This is a genomic window from Aureibaculum sp. 2308TA14-22, assembly GCF_040538665.1.
Taxonomy (GTDB): domain Bacteria; phylum Bacteroidota; class Bacteroidia; order Flavobacteriales; family Flavobacteriaceae; genus Aureibaculum.
The window spans coordinates 2,021,852-2,038,609 of record NZ_JBEWXT010000001.1 but is presented as its reverse complement, the minus strand read 5'-3'; the positions used below and the strand labels follow the sequence as shown (position 1 = coordinate 2,038,609).

15 protein-coding genes are annotated in these 16,758 nt (G+C 32.1%); all 15 read left to right on the top strand.

Features of this window, described 5'->3' with window-relative positions; all coding sequences use genetic code 11:
- Positions 1–249: 249 nt before the first annotated feature.
- The 15 genes from U5A88_RS09095 (at position 250) to U5A88_RS09025 (ending at position 16,644) form a co-directional block, all read left to right on the top strand.
- On the top strand, positions 250–1,611 hold the full coding sequence (locus U5A88_RS09095; protein ID WP_451963474.1) for a sigma-54-dependent transcriptional regulator: 1,362 nt from the start codon (positions 250–252) through the stop codon (positions 1,609–1,611).
- Positions 1,611–2,960, top strand: a complete 1,350-nt coding sequence (locus U5A88_RS09090; RefSeq protein WP_354205735.1) for a sensor histidine kinase — start codon at positions 1,611–1,613, stop codon at positions 2,958–2,960. Before U5A88_RS09095 ends, U5A88_RS09090 begins: the two co-directional genes overlap by 1 nt.
- Before the next feature lie 82 nt (positions 2,961–3,042).
- Positions 3,043–4,188, top strand: coding sequence for a beta-ketoacyl synthase N-terminal-like domain-containing protein (locus U5A88_RS09085; protein WP_354205733.1), 1,146 nt, complete (start codon positions 3,043–3,045; stop codon positions 4,186–4,188).
- Position 4,189: 1 nt separating this feature from the next.
- On the top strand, positions 4,190–4,810 hold the full coding sequence (locus U5A88_RS09080; protein WP_354205731.1) for a 3-oxoacyl-ACP synthase: 621 nt from the start codon (positions 4,190–4,192) through the stop codon (positions 4,808–4,810).
- Positions 4,811–5,068, top strand: coding sequence for a phosphopantetheine-binding protein (locus U5A88_RS09075; protein ID WP_354205730.1), 258 nt, complete (start codon positions 4,811–4,813; stop codon positions 5,066–5,068).
- On the top strand, positions 5,069–6,265 hold the full coding sequence (locus U5A88_RS09070; protein ID WP_354205728.1) for a beta-ketoacyl-[acyl-carrier-protein] synthase family protein: 1,197 nt from the start codon (positions 5,069–5,071) through the stop codon (positions 6,263–6,265).
- A complete protein-coding gene (locus U5A88_RS09065) occupies positions 6,266–7,327 on the top strand; it encodes a beta-ketoacyl synthase N-terminal-like domain-containing protein (protein WP_354205726.1) in 1,062 nt (353 codons plus the stop codon).
- Complete coding sequence (locus U5A88_RS09060) at positions 7,321–8,085, top strand: polysaccharide deacetylase family protein (RefSeq protein ID WP_354205725.1); 765 nt, start codon at positions 7,321–7,323, stop codon at positions 8,083–8,085. Before U5A88_RS09065 ends, U5A88_RS09060 begins: the two co-directional genes overlap by 7 nt.
- Positions 8,078–8,701 (top strand): outer membrane lipoprotein carrier protein LolA, encoded by a 624-nt coding sequence (locus tag U5A88_RS09055; RefSeq protein ID WP_354205723.1) that lies wholly within the window; start codon positions 8,078–8,080, stop codon positions 8,699–8,701. Before U5A88_RS09060 ends, U5A88_RS09055 begins: the two co-directional genes overlap by 8 nt.
- Positions 8,682–9,296 (top strand): hypothetical protein, encoded by a 615-nt coding sequence (locus U5A88_RS09050; protein ID WP_354205721.1) that lies wholly within the window; start codon positions 8,682–8,684, stop codon positions 9,294–9,296. Before U5A88_RS09055 ends, U5A88_RS09050 begins: the two co-directional genes overlap by 20 nt.
- 58 nt (positions 9,297–9,354) lie before the next feature.
- Positions 9,355–9,723 carry a 3-hydroxyacyl-ACP dehydratase gene (locus U5A88_RS09045; protein WP_354205719.1) on the top strand — a complete coding sequence of 123 codons (369 nt, stop codon included), beginning with the start codon at positions 9,355–9,357 and terminating at the stop codon, positions 9,721–9,723.
- Between the two features lie 12 nt (positions 9,724–9,735).
- Positions 9,736–10,230 (top strand): hypothetical protein, encoded by a 495-nt coding sequence (locus tag U5A88_RS09040; RefSeq protein ID WP_354205717.1) that lies wholly within the window; start codon positions 9,736–9,738, stop codon positions 10,228–10,230.
- An 18-nt stretch (positions 10,231–10,248) separates the two neighbouring features.
- A complete protein-coding gene (locus U5A88_RS09035) occupies positions 10,249–11,445 on the top strand; it encodes a DUF2062 domain-containing protein (RefSeq protein ID WP_354205715.1) in 1,197 nt (398 codons plus the stop codon).
- Positions 11,438–15,121, top strand: coding sequence for an efflux RND transporter permease subunit (locus U5A88_RS09030; RefSeq protein ID WP_354205714.1), 3,684 nt, complete (start codon positions 11,438–11,440; stop codon positions 15,119–15,121). Before U5A88_RS09035 ends, U5A88_RS09030 begins: the two co-directional genes overlap by 8 nt.
- The gene (locus tag U5A88_RS09025; RefSeq protein WP_354205712.1) at positions 15,118–16,644 is read left to right on the top strand and encodes a phytoene desaturase family protein; all 1,527 of its coding nucleotides are present in this window, start codon (positions 15,118–15,120) and stop codon (positions 16,642–16,644) included. Before U5A88_RS09030 ends, U5A88_RS09025 begins: the two co-directional genes overlap by 4 nt.
- Positions 16,645–16,758: the final 114 nt, after the last annotated feature.

Sequence of the window (16,758 nt, the reverse complement as noted above, 5' to 3'; positions counted from 1 at the left end):
TATTTTTTTAAAGTCATAGTCAAAATAAAATTCAAGTTTTGGTAACTATTATTATTTATACTGTGCCAAAATGTACTCTAATGTTGTGCCATGTTTTTATATGTTTAAAAATCAGGTAATTAAAGATATATGACGATAAAAATAAATTTTATTTGTAAAATATTTTTACAAGATTTGTCAAATAATTTGACACTTCTTTAAAAACTTGAATCTTTGTTAGTACTTTTATCAACTATTAAATCAATAACGATGACTGATGGTAAAATTTTAATTGTTGATGATAATAAAAGCGTATTAAGTGCTTTAGAAATATTATTGCAATTTGAGTATAAAAGTATTGAAATGCTATCTAACCCAAATCAGATTTCTTCATTTAAAAACCTCGCTGAATTTGATATTGTTTTGTTAGATATGAATTTTTCTGCTGGCATTAATTCGGGAAATGAAGGTTTGTACTGGTTGAAGGAAATTAAAAAGAAAGTCCCTAATGTTTCTGTAATTATGATGACGGCTTACGGAGCTATTGATTTAGCTGTTAAAGCATTAAAAGAAGGGGCGTCAGATTTTATACTCAAGCCATGGAATAACGATAAATTATTGACAACAATAAAGTCGGCTTATTTATTGCGAAAATCTCAAAAAGAAGTACATAAATTAAAAGAAAAGGAGAGTAATTTAAAACAATTTATAAATCAAGATAAAAATTACATAATAGGAAATTCCAAGGCTCTTACTGCTGTGTTAAACCTTACTCGAAAAGTAGCAAAAACAGATATTAATGTTTTAATAACCGGTGAAAATGGTACAGGAAAGGAGCTGATTGCTAGAGAATTACATAGAATGTCAGCAAGAAAGAATGAAGTTTTTATTAATGTTGATATGGGTTCAATATCTGAATCATTGTTTGAAAGTGAATTATTTGGACATACAAAAGGTTCTTTTACAGATGCCAAAGAAGATAGGGCAGGTAAGTTTGAAGCTGCCAATGGAGGAACGTTGTTTTTAGACGAAATTGGGAACCTATCGCTACAGGCTCAAGCTAAATTATTGTCAGCCATCCAAAATAAAATTATTGTTCGCGTAGGATCAAACAAACCAATTTCAGTAGATATTCGTTTAGTATGTGCAACAAATTGCAATCTGGAGCAAATGGTAAAAGATGGAATATTTAGAGAGGATTTGTTGTACAGAATTAACACGATACATCTAGAAGTTCCACCTTTACGAGATCGGGATAACGATGTTATACTATTGGCCGATTTTTATTTAAACAAATTTGCTTCTAAATATGGAAAACAAGGCCTGAGGATGAATGCACCTGTTCAGGATAAGTTTAGAGACTATCGCTGGCCAGGAAATGTGCGTGAATTAAGACATGCCATAGAAAGAGCTGTAATATTATGTGATGGAAATGTATTGAAACCATCAGACTTTTCTTGGACAAATAATGCTTTATCTACCTTAGAGACAGATATAGCCACGTTAGATGAAATGGAAAAAATAATGATTACCAATGCTCTAAATAAACATGATGGAAATTACAGTGCAGCAGCAAATCAATTAGGAGTTTCTAGGCAAACGTTGTATAATAAGGTTAAGAAAATGAGCTAATGGCAAGTAGAAACTTTTATTTACAGCTTATACTTAGAGTGTCACTGATAACCTTAACGGCCCTTGGAGTAGCGTTCTTATTTGAGAATGAATATTATATCTTGTCTGTTTTTATATTGGCTTTGCTAATCTTACAAGCATGGCAATTAGTTTACTATATCAATAATATCAACAGAAAAATAGCCTATTTTTTTGATGCTATAAGAAACGAAGATTTTACGTTACACTTTCCTGAAAAAGATTTAATCAAGTCGTTTAAAAAATTGAATCATAGCCTTAACAGGGTTAATGCATTAATTCAAGACATTCATTTAAAAAAGCAAGAACAAGAACAGTTTTATCAAGAAATTATAAAACAAGCAAATATTGGAATTCTCGCTTTTAATGTTAAAGGGCATATTGTTTTTTCTAACCCGACTGTAGAAAGGTTATTGAATTATAAACCATTGAATCATATTAAACAATTAGCACAAGTAGATAAGAGGCTTTACGCTTTATTTGAAGATTTAAAACCTTTTGAACAAAAATTATTTCAACTGACTAATGAGAGAGAGAAAATACAATTAGCAATTAAATCTACATCAATAAATATTGATATGCAAGAGCTTTTGTTGGTTGTAATACAAGATATTAATAAAGAATTGGATGAAAAAGAAACAGATTCTTGGATAAAATTGATACGTGTTTTAACTCATGAAATCATGAATACTATTACACCAATAACCTCCATTTCAGAATCTATTTTAAGGTATTTTAAGAATGATGATAAAATGATAAATGCTGAAACCATCGAAACGAAGCATATAGAAAATACAGTAAAAGGACTTGAAGTTATTAAGGAACAGGGTAGTGATTTGATGAGTTTTGTAAAATCCTACAGAACATTATTGAGTGTTCCAGAGCCTGATAAGGAAATTATTGATGCTAAAAAACTATTAAGTAAAGTTATCGTTTTAATTCAACAAGATGATGGGACTAACAATGTGGAAATTAAACTGGAGATTAATCCAGAAAATTTGGAGTTATTTATTGATAGTAAGCAGATTACTCAAGTTATGATAAATTTAGGTAAAAATGCAATGCAGTCTTTGAAGAACAAGAAGAATGGTATTATTGAAATTTCTGCAGGGGTTAATAAATCAAACAAAAAATACATTACTATCTCTGATAATGGTGCTGGTATAGCTCCAGAGCTGATTGAAGAGGTTTTTGTTCCATTTTTTACAACCAAAGATTCAGGAACAGGAATAGGGTTAAGCCTTTCAAAACAAATTATGCAACTACATGGCGGTAGTTTAATTGTGCATTCAATTCCAGATGAAATTACCACATTTGTATTGTCTTTTTAAACAGTAAAATTCACATGTGCAGAATGCCCATCAACAAAATACTTTTAAGTACTTTTGCAACCAGTTATAATCAACAAAATTAGTGTCCAAAATTTACCTAACATATAACAATATTATCTCTAGTCTGGGTTTTACTACTGCTGAGAATATAGAAAGTGTCTCAAAAGGCATATCGGGCATTAAAAAAGTAGATGATAAAAACCTATCACAAATACCGTTTTATTCATCTTTGGTCGACACTGAACTACTAAACAATACTTTTCAGCAAATTGGCGATAAAACCAAGTTTACCCGATTAGAAAAAATGATGCTCTTATCATTATATGATGTTTTAGAGCAGTCAGAGTTAGAGTTAACTGACAAAACAGGACTTATCATTTCAACCACAAAAGGAAATGTTGATGTGCTGGATGCCAAATCAAAATTCCCAAAAGAACGAGCATATTTGGCAGAATTAGGTAAACAAATTCAACAATTTTTCGGATTTAAAAATGAAGCTATTGCACTTTCAAATGCTTGTGTGTCTGGTGTTTTAGCAGTTTCCGTGGCAAAACGATTAATTCAATCGGAGTTGTATGACAATGTGTTGATAGTGAGTGGAGATATTGTTTCTGAATTTATAGTATCAGGATTTCAATCTTTCCAAGCCATAAGTGATGCCTCGTGTAAACCCTTTTCTAAAAATAGAAAGGGAATTAATATTGGTGAAGCTGCTGCTTCAATTTTGGTAACCAAAGAAAAAAAAATGCTTTCTGAGGATGCCGTTCAAATTCTTGGTGATGGTTCTTGCAACGATGCAAATCACATTTCTGGTCCTTCTCGAACTGGAGAAGGGCTGTTTAGAAGCATGCAATCTGCTTTTAAGGAAGCTGATATTGAAACAGAAATTATAGATTATATTTCTGCACATGGTACCGCTACAAACTATAACGATGAAATGGAAGCCATTGCTTTTAACAGAATGGGTTTAGAAAAAACACCTGTTAATAGTTTAAAAGGATATTATGGGCATACACTTGGAGCTTCAGGCTTATTGGAAACCATCATCGGGATGCAATCATTGTACAACAATACACTTTATGCTTCAAGTGGTTTTGACGAATTGGGCGTTTCGCAACCCATAAATGTCATCAAAGAGACACAATCACAACAGTTGACAACTTTTCTAAAAACCGCATCGGGATTTGGTGGCTGTAATACCGCCGCAATCTTTAAAAAAGTAAATTAATTTGAATTTAGAATATTACATATCAAGTTATTGCCATATTAGAAATAATGAGCTTTCAATTAATGGAACATCATTTTTTATAGAAGAAAAAAATGTAACTTTTTCTGATTTTTCTAAAAAAATCTACAAAGAGTTGAATTTAAGTTATTCAAAATTTTTTAAAATGGATAACTTAAGTAAATTAGCATTTTTGGGAGCGGAATGTGTTTTGAATTCTGAAAGTGAGGAGGAGCATGATGATGTTGCTATTATTTTAACAAACAAAGCATCAAGTTTAGATACGGACAGAAAGCATCAGGCAAGCATTCAAAATAAAGATAGTTTTTATCCTAGTCCCGCCATATTTGTGTACACCCTTCCCAATATTGCTATTGGCGAAATAAGTATCAAGCATCAGTTGAGGAGCGAGAATGCTTTTTTTATATTTGATGCTTTTAATGCAAACTTTTTACATAAGTACACGAATAGTTTGCTAACTAACAATAAGGCAGAAAGTGTACTTTGTGGATGGGTAGATTATGATGGTGATAATTACGATTGCTTTATGTACCAAGTATCCCGAAAAGGAAAAATAAAACATACAACCAACGATTTAAATAACCTATATAAAACAAAGGAATAAATGGAAGCTTTAAAATTAGAATTAAAAGAAAAAATTATAGAACAGCTCAATTTGGAAGATGTTGAGGTGAGTGAAATTGGCGATAAGGATCCTCTTTTTGGTGACGGATTGGGGCTTGATTCTATTGATGCCTTAGAACTGATTGTAATGCTAGACAAAGATTATGGTATCAAATTAACCGACCCTAAAGAAGGGAAGAAAATATTTGAATCTGTTGAAGTTATGGCTTCTTATATTACAGAAAATAGAACGAAGTAAATGTCTAAAGGAGTTGCCATTACTGGGATGGGTATCATTTCTTCAATCGGAAATTCGGTTGAAGAAAATCTGAATGCCTTGCTAGAAAGCAAACACGGTATCTCCAAGATTTCCAATATAAAAACACGTCATAAAGACGAAATTAAGGTAGGTGAGATTAAACTGACCAATGACGAATTGCTGGAGCAATTAAATTTATCAGAATCTAATAATTACAGTAGAACTGCCATGCTGGGTGTAATAGCAGCAAAAGAAGCTATTAAAAATGCTCATATTACCGATATTAGAGATTGTAGAACGGGACTGATTTCTGCTACCAGTGTTGGGGGAATGGACATGACTGAAAAATACTATTACGAATATTTGGAAGATGAAACCCATCGTAAATACATTGAAGGGCATAATGGAGGAGATGCCACTCAAAAAATTGCAGAACAATTAGGAATTACCGATTTTGCAACTACAATAAGTACGGCCTGTTCCTCCTCTGCAAATGCCATAATGCTTGGGGTGAGGATGATAAAAGCAGGTAAACTAGATAGAGTAGTGGTAGGTGGTGCCGATTGTTTGTCAAAATTTACCATCAATGGATTTAAAACTTTGATGATTCTTTCGGACACCTATTGCAAACCTTTTGATAAAGATAGAACTGGATTGAATTTAGGAGAAGCTGCCGCTTTTTTAGTGTTGGAATCAGATGAAATTGTAGCAAAACATAATAAAAAAGTATTGGCTTATGTTTCTGGTTATGGAAATGCAAATGATGCCTTTCATCAAACGGCTTCATCAGAAAATGGAGAAGGAGCGACATTAGCCATGCAAAAAGCCTTTAAAACTTCAGGATTAGAACCTAGGCAGATAGATTATATCAATGCCCATGGCACAGCGACACCGAACAACGATTTATCGGAAAGTATTGCCATTCAACGTGTTTTTGGTAGCGATGTTCCGGATTTAAGTTCCACCAAGGCCTTTACTGGACATACACTGGCGGCAGCGGGAGCCATTGAAGCCGTTTACGCTGTTTTGGCAATGCAGCACAATGCTGTTTTTCCGAATTTAAATTATACCAACGCTATTGAAGAGACAGGAATTGTACCTATAACAGAAGTAAAAGAAAAGAACATTAATCACGTACTTTCCAATTCCTTTGGTTTTGGAGGGAATTGTTCCACCGTAATATTTTCTAAAAATTAAATGAAGGCTTGCTATATAAATGGTTTGGGATGTGTATCTGCACAACGTACGACTGAAGGTCACTTTTTAGACGATGTTCAAGTTTATGATACCAATATTTTACCGGTCATCAATCCAAATTACAAAGACTATATTCCACCTGCTGCAGCAAGACGAATGGCAAAGGGGGTAAAAATGGGTGTTGTGGCTTCTAGTTTGGCCTTAAAAGAAGCGGAAATTGAAACACCTGAAGCCATTATTACGGGAACTGGAATGGGCTGTGTACAAGATTCCGAAAAATTTGTTAGTGCAGTTATCGATAATGATGAACAATATTTAACTCCAACTTCTTTTATACAATCCACGCACAATACCGTTGGGGCTCAAATCGCTCTCGGATTGCAGTGTAAGGCTTACAACTTTACCTATGTACATGCCGCAGTTTCCTTTGAATCTTGCCTTATAGATGCTCAGTTGCTATTCAATGAAAATGAAGCATCAAATATTTTGGTAGGTGGAGTTGACGAACACGGAAAACATACCAATGTATTACACCGATTAATTGGGCATATTAAAGAAGATGAAGTTGGTAGTTCAGATTTGATAACTTCTACCACTAAAGGTACTATTTTTGGAGAAGGAGCAGTTTTTTTCGCTTTATCTGATAAGAAAAATGAAAACAGTTACGCAAGATTAACTGATTTAGAAATTTTTAGCCGTTTAGGGCAAGACGAATTGGAAACTAGAATTGCTAATTTTTTAGAGAACAACAATTTATCCATTCAGGATATTGATGCTGTTGTACTGGGAAATAATGGTGATGTTGAGTTTGATAGGTATTATGATAATCTACAAAAAGGAATATTTAAGAACACGCAACAAATCTATTATAAACATTTATGTGGGGAGTTTAATACGGCATCTTCGTTTGGGTGTTGGGTGGCTTCTCATATATTAAAAAGCCAACATATTCCTGAAGTTCTAAAAATTAATGATATTGGTTCTGAAACTTATAAAAATGTATTGTTGTATAATCAATATCGTGGTGAAAATCATAGTTTAGTAGTTTTACAATCATGCTAAAATTTGGACGTGTAAATAGCTTCTTTTTTGTATTAGTTTTGTTGGTTTTTACATTTGGTTTTCCAAAATTCAGTTACTTAATTATTTTTTTAAGTTGGCTAACAGTTACTGTAATTGGCTCATTTCATATGAGATGGAACTATCATCTTAACGCTTTAAGTTCCAATCCAAAAATCAGTAATAAACAAATTGCCATTACGTTTGATGATGGGCCAAATCTAGAATTTACCCCTCAAATATTAGCACTATTAAAAAAGCACAATGCCAAGGCTACCTTTTTTTGTATTGGAAAAAACATTGAAAAACACTCAGAAATGTTGAAACAAATTGCTGATGGAGGTCATGTAATAGGTAATCATTCGCATAGCCATTCCAATACTTTCGGATTCTTTTCGTCTAATAAAGTCATCAAAGAGGTAAATAAAACTAATAAATTGATAAATAAATCATTAAATTTAAATTGTAATTTATTTAGACCACCATTTGGCGTTACAAATCCTGCGATTAAAAATGCTATAAAAAAAACTGGACACCACGTTATTGGTTGGAATGTTAGGTCACTAGACACAAAAATAAAAGAACCCAGAGAAATTTTAAAAAGAATTACTAAAAACCTAAAAGCAGGTGATGTTATTTTATTACATGATACTAATAAAAGAACGGTCGTAGTTTTGGAACAATTATTGTTATTTTTACGCGAACAGCAATTTGAAACCATAACGGTTGACAAATTATTTGATATTGAAGCTTATGCTTAGAGTAATAGTTACTTTTTTGTTTTTGGGAATAACTGTAATCCATGCTCAAAAAACAATGACAGCACAAGAAATTGTGGAGTTTAAAAAAAATGTGAAGAGTGTAGCTGCAAAGACCAAAACCATCAGTAGCGATTTTGACCAATACAAGCACATGGAATTTTTATCCAATGACATAAAAACTTCTGGTAAAATGCAGTTTAAAGTTCCAAATTTGGTGAAATGGTCATATACCAAACCTTTTCTGTATAGCGTAATTTTTAAAGAAGGCAAATTGCTAATTAATGACGAAGGCAAAAAAAGCGATGTAAATATTGGTTCAAATAAATTGTTTAAAAAACTGAATCAACTTATTGTTAAAAGCATTAGCGGTGATATGTTTGATAATACCGAATTTACCATGAACTTTGTTAAAACTACTAACAATTATGTAGTTACGTTTGATTCTAAAGATGCTGAACTTAAAAAATACATCAAACAATTTGTTCTACATTTTAATAAGCAAAATTATGCGGTTATAGAAGTTAAAATGGTAGAACCTTCTGATGATTACACACAAATTGTTTTTAAAAATAGAAAAGAAAACCAAACCATAAAAGATGAGGTTTTTTCTAACTAGTTTTTTCGCCGTTACACTATTTATTTCTTGCACCCTCTCCACTACAAAAGGTCTAGTAGAGACGGATGTCACTATTTCCACATTTAAGAACCCCTATTTTTCTGATACTACTAGAGACTATGTTTACAAAGCCAATTTTGAAGTTTATGGCTATGAATTTAGTGGTATTTTAATCATTAAAAAGCTAGCCGTTCAACATCATAAAGTTGTATTTACTACTGAATTTGGTACTAAAATGCTAGACATGGAACTGAACAACGATAATTTTACCATCCATTTTATTGCAGATGATTTGAATAGGAAACTACTCATCAATACCTTGCAAAAGGATTTCAAAATTTTGTTGAAAGAAAATGTGGTTATAACAAAGGCTTATCAAAATGATAGGTTTAACATTTTTAAAACTAGTAATGATAAGCGTTTTAACTATTATTTTATAAATAAAGAAACCAACAATTTGGAAAAATCGGTAAACACTTCAAAAACCAAAGAAAAGGTAATTTTTAATTTTAAAAGTGATGATGGCAAACTTGCAAGAAAGGTTTTAATTGAGCATGAAAACATGAAATTAAAGATTGGTTTAAAAGCCTTTTAATACTAGAAATCATTTGAAAAATTAACTCTATTTTTGCTAATGATTAATAAACAACGAGATGTTACTTAGAAACTTATACAAAATACAGTCCTTTAACTATAACGAAGGGCAATTAGAATCAGAAATTTTTATTAATAAAGATCATGAGATTTTTAAAGGTCATTTTCCTAATAATCCTGTTATGCCTGGGGTTTGTATGATTCAAATTATAAAGGAACTCACAGAAAAGGCCTTAGACAAAAAACTGTTTATGGGAAAATCGACTAACATTAAATTTATGGCATTGATTAATCCTGAAGTAAATAACACTTTGGTATTAAATTTGGATATAAAAAGTGAAGACGATACATTTAAAGTGAAAAACACTACCAAAATGGGTGATACGGTTGCCTTAAAATTTAATGGAGTTTACCGAGTTGTAGATTAATTATTTTGTAATATGACAAAGCTTATTTTTTATATATCACTATTGTTGATTGTATCAAAACCTTCACTATCTGAAGTACGCAAATTGTACACTAAGGTTTCTGATTCAAAGGAAGTTGCTAAGGAGTTTTATCAAAAGCTAGAAAATATTAAAAAAAGCGATGATGCTACGCTTGTTGGGTATAAAGCAGCATCATTAACCGTAAAGGCAAAACACGAAAAAAAAATCAAGGACAAAAAAACATATTTTAAAGAAGGTGCACTTTTATTAGAATATATTATTGAAAAAAAGCCTAATAATATAGAGTTAAGACTCATTCGCTTAAGTATTCAAGAAAACGCTCCAAAAATTTTAAAGTATAAAATGAACATAGATGAGGATAAAATGTTTATCTATAATCAATTACCGCATATAAAAAATAAAGGATTAAAAGATCATATCAAAGGTTATGTTTCCAAATCCAAGGCTTTTACAACCCAAGAAAAAACTGTAATTTCGAAACTTTAAAGAAGTTTATACAGTTTCGTGCAAAGTACTGAAGAAATAACACAAAAAATTGCTGATTTTAATTGTTGTATTCTTATTCCAACTTACAACAACCAAGCTACGCTTGACCGTGTAATTCAAGGTGTTTTATTTTATACCAAAAAAATTATCATTGTCAATGATGGGTCAACGGATTGTACCAAACACATTTTATCTAAATATCCAAAATTAACCCAAATACATATAGAAAAGAATAAAGGAAAAGGCAATGCCTTACAATTAGGACTTCAAAAAGCGGAAGAATTGGGTTTTGATTATGCCATTTCTATTGATTCAGACGGACAGCATTATCCTGATGATATTCCACTCTTTATTAATGAATTACAAGCTTCTGAGTCGAAAAACATATTATTAATTGGGGCAAGAAACTTAAATGCACAAGGTATGCCCCGAAAAAATAGCTTTGCCAATAAATTTTCCAATTTTTGGTATTGGGCAGAAACAGGATTTACCCTTCAGGATACCCAATCAGGTTTTCGATTATATCCTGTAAAAGAAATAAACAGAATAAAGTTTCTAAGCACCAAGTTTGAATTTGAAGTAGAGGTTATTGTCAAAGCCTCATGGAACGGTATTGAGGTTAAAAATATTCCCATCCGCGTACTGTACGATCCTGATGAACGTGTTTCGCATTACAGACCGTTTATCGATTTTGTCCGTATTAGTGCCATGAATACTTGGCTTTTTATTATTGCCATAGTTTATATAAAGCCACGTGATTTTTATAGAAAATTTAAAGAAAAAGGGTTTAAAAAGTTTTTTAAAGAAGATTTAATAGGTAGTGCTGACTCCGATATAAAAAAATCCATGTCCATTGCTTTAGGTACGTTTATAGGGATCTCGCCCTTTTGGGGTTTTCATTCCATTTTGGCTATAGTGTTGGCGGCTGTTTTTAAACTGAACAAAGTAATTAGTTTTGCTTTTTCCAATATCAGCTTTCCAATTTTTATTCCTTTTATTCTTTACGGAAGTTTAAAAATGGGTGGATTTATTTTGGGAAGAACCAGTCTGGAATTCAACCAAATTGATGAAAACTTTAAAATTGGCGTTTACCTTGTCCAGTACATCGTTGGCAGTTTTGCTTTGGCGTTGGTAATGGCTGTACTTTTCGGATTCATAGGTTTTATTTACTTGCAACTATTTAGTAACAAAAGAAAGTTGGTAGATCATGGATAAATTCTTTTATCAGCTATACCAGTTATTTCAAAAGCGGAAAGCTTTATTTGCTACCTTCTTTTTACTTTTATTGTTTTTGTTAGGGTTTTTAGCTTCTAAATTGCAATTTGAGGAAGATATTACGAAATTGATTCCTAATTCCGAGAAATCTGATATTACTAATAAGGTACTCCAAAACGTAAATTTTGCCGATAAAATAATAGTGTATTTAGAAGCAAAAAAAGAAGCTAATGCTAACGACTTAACTAATTATGCTAGTGAATTTATAGATAGCGTACAGCTACAAAGTGGCGATTATATTAAAGAAATTCAAGGAAGAATTGCTGATGATGATATCGATAAAACCTTAGATTTTATTTATCAAAACTTGCCCTTGTTTTTAGATGAATCTGATTATCAGAATATTGAAAGTCGTTTGCAACAAGATAGCATTCAGCAAGTTACCCAATCTAATTATAAAACACTGGTTTCACCAACAGGACTTATTGCCAAAGAAACCATTTTAAAAGATCCGTTAGGGCTTACTTTTTTAGGTTTAAAAAAACTAGAACAATTAAAAGTTGAAGATAATTTTGAAATCTACAATGGTTTTTTGGTCAGCAAAGACCACAAAAACCTTTTGTTATTTATTGTGCCACAATTAGCGGCCAATGAAACGGCAGATAACACCCAATTTGTTGAACAATTATATGGGGTTCAAGAAAGTCTAAATCAAAAATACGAATCAAAAGTTGCTAGTGAATATTACGGCTCTACGGTCATTGCGGTTGCCAATGCCAATCAAATTAAGAGCGACGTACAGATTACCATAAGCATAGCTTTGACTATTTTGGTGTTGATACTTATTTTCTTTTATAGAAAAGTATTGATTCCGATTATTCTTTTTCTCCCAACAGTTTTTGGTGCATTAGTAGCGGTTAGTGTATTGTATTTGGTTAAAGGTCAAATTTCTGCTATTTCCTTGGGTATCGGATCTGTTTTATTGGGTATAACTTTAGATTACGCCTTGCACATTCTAACCCATTACAAAAATAATACTAATGAAAAACAATTGTATAAAGACGTAGCCAAACCCATATTAATGAGTTCCATTACTACGGCAATTGCGTTTTTATGTTTGTTATTTTTAAAATCAGAAGCATTAAATGATTTAGGGATTTTCGCTTCGGTAAGCGTGGTTAGTGCCTCTGTTTTTGCCCTGTTGTTAATTCCGCAATTGTACCGATTTAAAAGTGAAAATTCCAAAACTAAAAATACGTTTATTGATAAAATAGCGGGTTATCGTTTTCATCATAATAAAATACTCATTGGTAGTTTAATACTTATTTTTCTAATCAGTCTTTTTACCTATCGAAATGTGATTTTTGATCAGGATATTTCTAAAATGAATTATCAATCCAAAGCCTTAAAAAATACAGAAAAAAAGTTGGATGGATTAATGAATATGGCTTCTAAATCCATTTACGTAACGGCTTATGGAAATTCGGTGAATGATGCTTTGCTTAGTAATGAAAATATTTATAACAACCTGAATGAATTAAAGCTATCTGATAGTATCTTAAGTTTTAGTTCAGTAGGCTCTTTGGTGCTTTCTAATGAACTACAAGATAAAAAAATACAAAAATGGGACGAATTTTGGACTGTCGATAGAAAACAAACTGTAAAAGAAAACCTAATTGCAAGTGGTAATATGGTTGGATTTAAACCGACGACTTTTAAACAGTTTTATGATAAGTTAGAAAGTGATTTTTCTACCATAACGCTACAAGATTATAAGCAATTAAATTCATTGTTTTTAGAGGAGTTTATTTCGGTTGATAACAATTTCGCTACCGTAGTTTCAATGGTAAAAGTAGATGATCAAAACTTAGATAAAGTAGTTAATAAGTTAGATAACTTGCCTCAAACTGTCGTTATTGACCGACAGCATATGAATGAAACTTTTTTAGGAAGTCTAAAAGATGATTTTAATAAGCTGATTGGGTACTCTTTGCTGGCGGTGGTACTTATTTTATTTATTTTTTATAGAAGCATTGAACTAACGCTTATCACAATCGTTCCAATAGCCTTAACATGGATAATTACTATTGGTGTTATGGGCTTGTTTAATATTCACTTCAATATTTTTAATGTAATTATATCCACTTTTATATTTGGGTTAGGAGTGGATTACAGCATCTTTATCACCAATGGTTTGTTGAAGAAACACAAATATGGTATCAACGAATTGCCAACGTATAAAACTTCAATTTTACTGTCGGTAATTACCACAATTTTAGGAGTTGGCGTTTTAATAATGGCAAAGCACCCAGCGTTAAAATCTATTTCTGCTGTTTCCATTATTGGTATTTTATCGGCGGTCTTAATTGCTTTTACTATTCAACCTTTGTTGTTTAATTTTTTTATTGGATGGCGGACTAAAAAAGGTATAGCTCCCTTACGGATTAGAACTTTTTTGCATGCTATGTTGCTGTTTGCTTTTTATGGTCTTGGGGGAATGCTGTTATCGCTTTTCAGCATCACTATTTTACCTATTTTACCATTTTCCAAAAAGAGAAAGATGAAGTGGTTGCACAACACCATGGCTAAAATGGTAACGGCTACTTTATATGGTAACCCCTTTGTAAAGAAAGAGGTTGTGAATCCACATGATGAAACTTTTGAAAAACCAGCAATTATCATTTCCAACCATTCTTCATTTTTAGATACACTGACTATCGGAATGGCAACTCCTAACGTGATTTATTTGGTGAATGATTGGGTGTATAAATCGCCTATTTTTGGTTTATTAGCCAAAGTAGCAGGATTCTATCCTGTTTCTAGTGGTGTTGACGGTAGTTTAGAGCATTTGGAAGAGAAAATTCGACAAGGCTATTGCTTGGTTGTTTTTCCAGAAGCCAGAAGATCGTTTACCAATAAAATTGGTCGCTTCCATAAAGGAGCATTCTTTTTGGCCGAACAATTAAAGTTGGATATTTTGCCTTTGTATTTGCACGGCAATGCCGAAGTATTGCCCAAACGCGATTTTATTATTTATGATGGTAGCTTAACCGTAGTGGTCGGTAAACGGATTTCTTACGATGATGAATCTTTTGGTACTGAGGGTCGAGAACGTACCAAAAAAATAGGAGCATTTTACAAACAGGAATTCCAAAAAGTTAGGGACTCTATTGAAAATGAAAACTATTTCAAGGATATTTTACTAAATAATTATTGTTATAAAGGTGCGGACCTTATTAATATTGTAAAGAATGATTTTTCTGTTAACAAATTGATTTATAAAGAGCTATCCGATTGGTTACCTGCCAAAACTAGCATTGCACATGTTGCAGACGATTATGGACAGCTTGATATTTTATTAGTTTCACGATTTTTAGACAGAAAAATCATAACTTATAATGAAGATGATGAGAAAAGGACAATAGCAAAAAACTGTTATACCACAATGCACAAAAAAGTGGAATATTTGGACGATTTTGAGCAAATTTTGACCGAAAAAGCCGATTTTTTGATTATTTCAGCCGATTTTAGCAATAAATCACAACTTAAAAAAATCGTAGCTTTACAGATAAATACTATTCTTTTGATTAAAAATGAACATCTACTGGAAGAGTTTATCCAAAAAGGTTATCAAGTAATAAGTCAAGGAGAATCCGTTACCCAATTATCAAAATGAAGGAAAAATACGATGTTGTAATTATTGGAAGTGGTTTGGGCGGATTGGTTTCGGCTAACATTTTGGCTCGTGAAGGGTTAAGTGTTTGTGTGTTGGAAAAAAACAATCAATACGGCGGAAATTTACAGATTTTTTCTAGAGATAAAAGTGTTTTTGATACGGGCGTACATTATATCGGTGGATTGGACAAAGGTCAAAACCTATATCGCTATTTCAATTATTTAGGAATCATGGATGACCTAAAATTGAAAAAAATGGACGAAAATCAATACGATGTCATCACATTTGATAATGACACTATTGAATATCCTCATGCACAAGGTTATGATAATTTTGCAACCTTATTGACTAAAAAGTTTCCTGATGAAGCCGAAGCTATTCAAAAATATTGTGATAAAATCAGAGAAACCTGCAATAGCTTTCCCTTATATAATATTGAAATCGGAGACACATATTATAGCAACACCGCTTTGTTAAGCCTAAAAATAAGCGATTTTTTAGATAGTATTACTGAAAATGAAAAACTAAAATCGGTTTTGGTAGGTTCTAATTTCTTATATGCTGGTGATAAAGACAAAACACCTTTTTACGTCCACGCCTTGTCGGTAAATTCTTATATACAAAGCTCTTATCGTTGTATTAACGGCGGAAGTCAGATTGCAAAATTACTAATCAGAAAATTGAAGGAATTTGGAGGTGAAGCTTATAAGCGTAGTGAAGTTACTTCGTTTGGCTTTGAAGATGAAAAACTGGTTTCAGTTATTACCAAAGAAGGAAATGAGATTAGGGGTGATTTGTTTATTTCCAATATCGAACCTAAACATACTATTAAGATGTTGGGTGACAACAGGCTTCGTAAGTCCTATACTAATCGTATTTCAAATATAGAAAGTGTAATTTCTGCCTTTAGTGTGTATATTGTTTTTAAGCCAAAAACATTCAAATACATTAATTATAATTATTATCATTTTAAAGATTATAAAAAAGTATGGACGGCTGCAGATTATGACGAAAAAAGCTGGCCAGAAGGCTATATGGTGTCAATGAGTACAAAACAAAACCAAGATGAATGGGCAGAAAATATGACCGCCATTACCTATATGAATTACGACGAAGTTGAGCAATGGGATACTACGTTTAATACGGTAGCAGAAAAAGGGGAGCGGGGTCAAACATACGAAGGATTCAAAGCTGATAAAATTGAATTGATGTTGGTAGAATTGGAAAAAAAATTCCCAAACATTAGAGATTGTATTCAATCTATTTATGCGTCAACACCATTGTCTTATCGAGATTATATTGGTGTCAATAGAGGTTCTATGTATGGTTATGTAAAAGATGCCAATAATCCTATGAAATCATTTTTATCACCAAAAACACGATTAAAAAATCTATTTTTAACAGGACAAAGTCTAAACATGCATGGTATTTTAGGCGTAACCATCAGTGCGGTATTAACCTGCTCTGAAATTGTAGGAAGAGAATATTTGATAGATAAGATTGTCAAGGCAAACGAAAATTGAGAGTCAGGACGGCAAGAGGTAAGAATAAAGACAGGAGCGATAAAGGCTTTTGATGTAAAAATAAATAGCAATCAGAGCATTAAACAAAGCTCCTCCCCTTGATTAAGGGGAGGT

Bases quoted from the DNA above. Each gene is read 5' to 3' on its own strand.
- U5A88_RS09095 (WP_451963474.1), top strand. From the start codon at position 250: ATGACTGATGGTAAAATTTTAATTGTTGATGATAATAAAAGCGTATTA.
- U5A88_RS09090 (WP_354205735.1), top strand. From the start codon at position 1,611: ATGGCAAGTAGAAACTTTTATTTACAGCTTATACTTAGAGTGTCACTG.
- U5A88_RS09075 (WP_354205730.1), top strand. From the start codon at position 4,811: ATGGAAGCTTTAAAATTAGAATTAAAAGAAAAAATTATAGAACAGCTC.
- U5A88_RS09070 (WP_354205728.1), top strand. From the start codon at position 5,069: ATGTCTAAAGGAGTTGCCATTACTGGGATGGGTATCATTTCTTCAATC.
- U5A88_RS09065 (WP_354205726.1), top strand. From the start codon at position 6,266: ATGAAGGCTTGCTATATAAATGGTTTGGGATGTGTATCTGCACAACGT.
- U5A88_RS09060 (WP_354205725.1), top strand. From the start codon at position 7,321: ATGCTAAAATTTGGACGTGTAAATAGCTTCTTTTTTGTATTAGTTTTG.
- U5A88_RS09055 (WP_354205723.1), top strand. From the start codon at position 8,078: ATGCTTAGAGTAATAGTTACTTTTTTGTTTTTGGGAATAACTGTAATC.
- U5A88_RS09050 (WP_354205721.1), top strand. From the start codon at position 8,682: ATGAGGTTTTTTCTAACTAGTTTTTTCGCCGTTACACTATTTATTTCT.
- U5A88_RS09045 (WP_354205719.1), top strand. From the start codon at position 9,355: ATGTTACTTAGAAACTTATACAAAATACAGTCCTTTAACTATAACGAA.
- U5A88_RS09040 (WP_354205717.1), top strand. From the start codon at position 9,736: ATGACAAAGCTTATTTTTTATATATCACTATTGTTGATTGTATCAAAA.
- U5A88_RS09030 (WP_354205714.1), top strand. From the start codon at position 11,438: ATGGATAAATTCTTTTATCAGCTATACCAGTTATTTCAAAAGCGGAAA.
- U5A88_RS09025 (WP_354205712.1), top strand. From the start codon at position 15,118: ATGAAGGAAAAATACGATGTTGTAATTATTGGAAGTGGTTTGGGCGGA.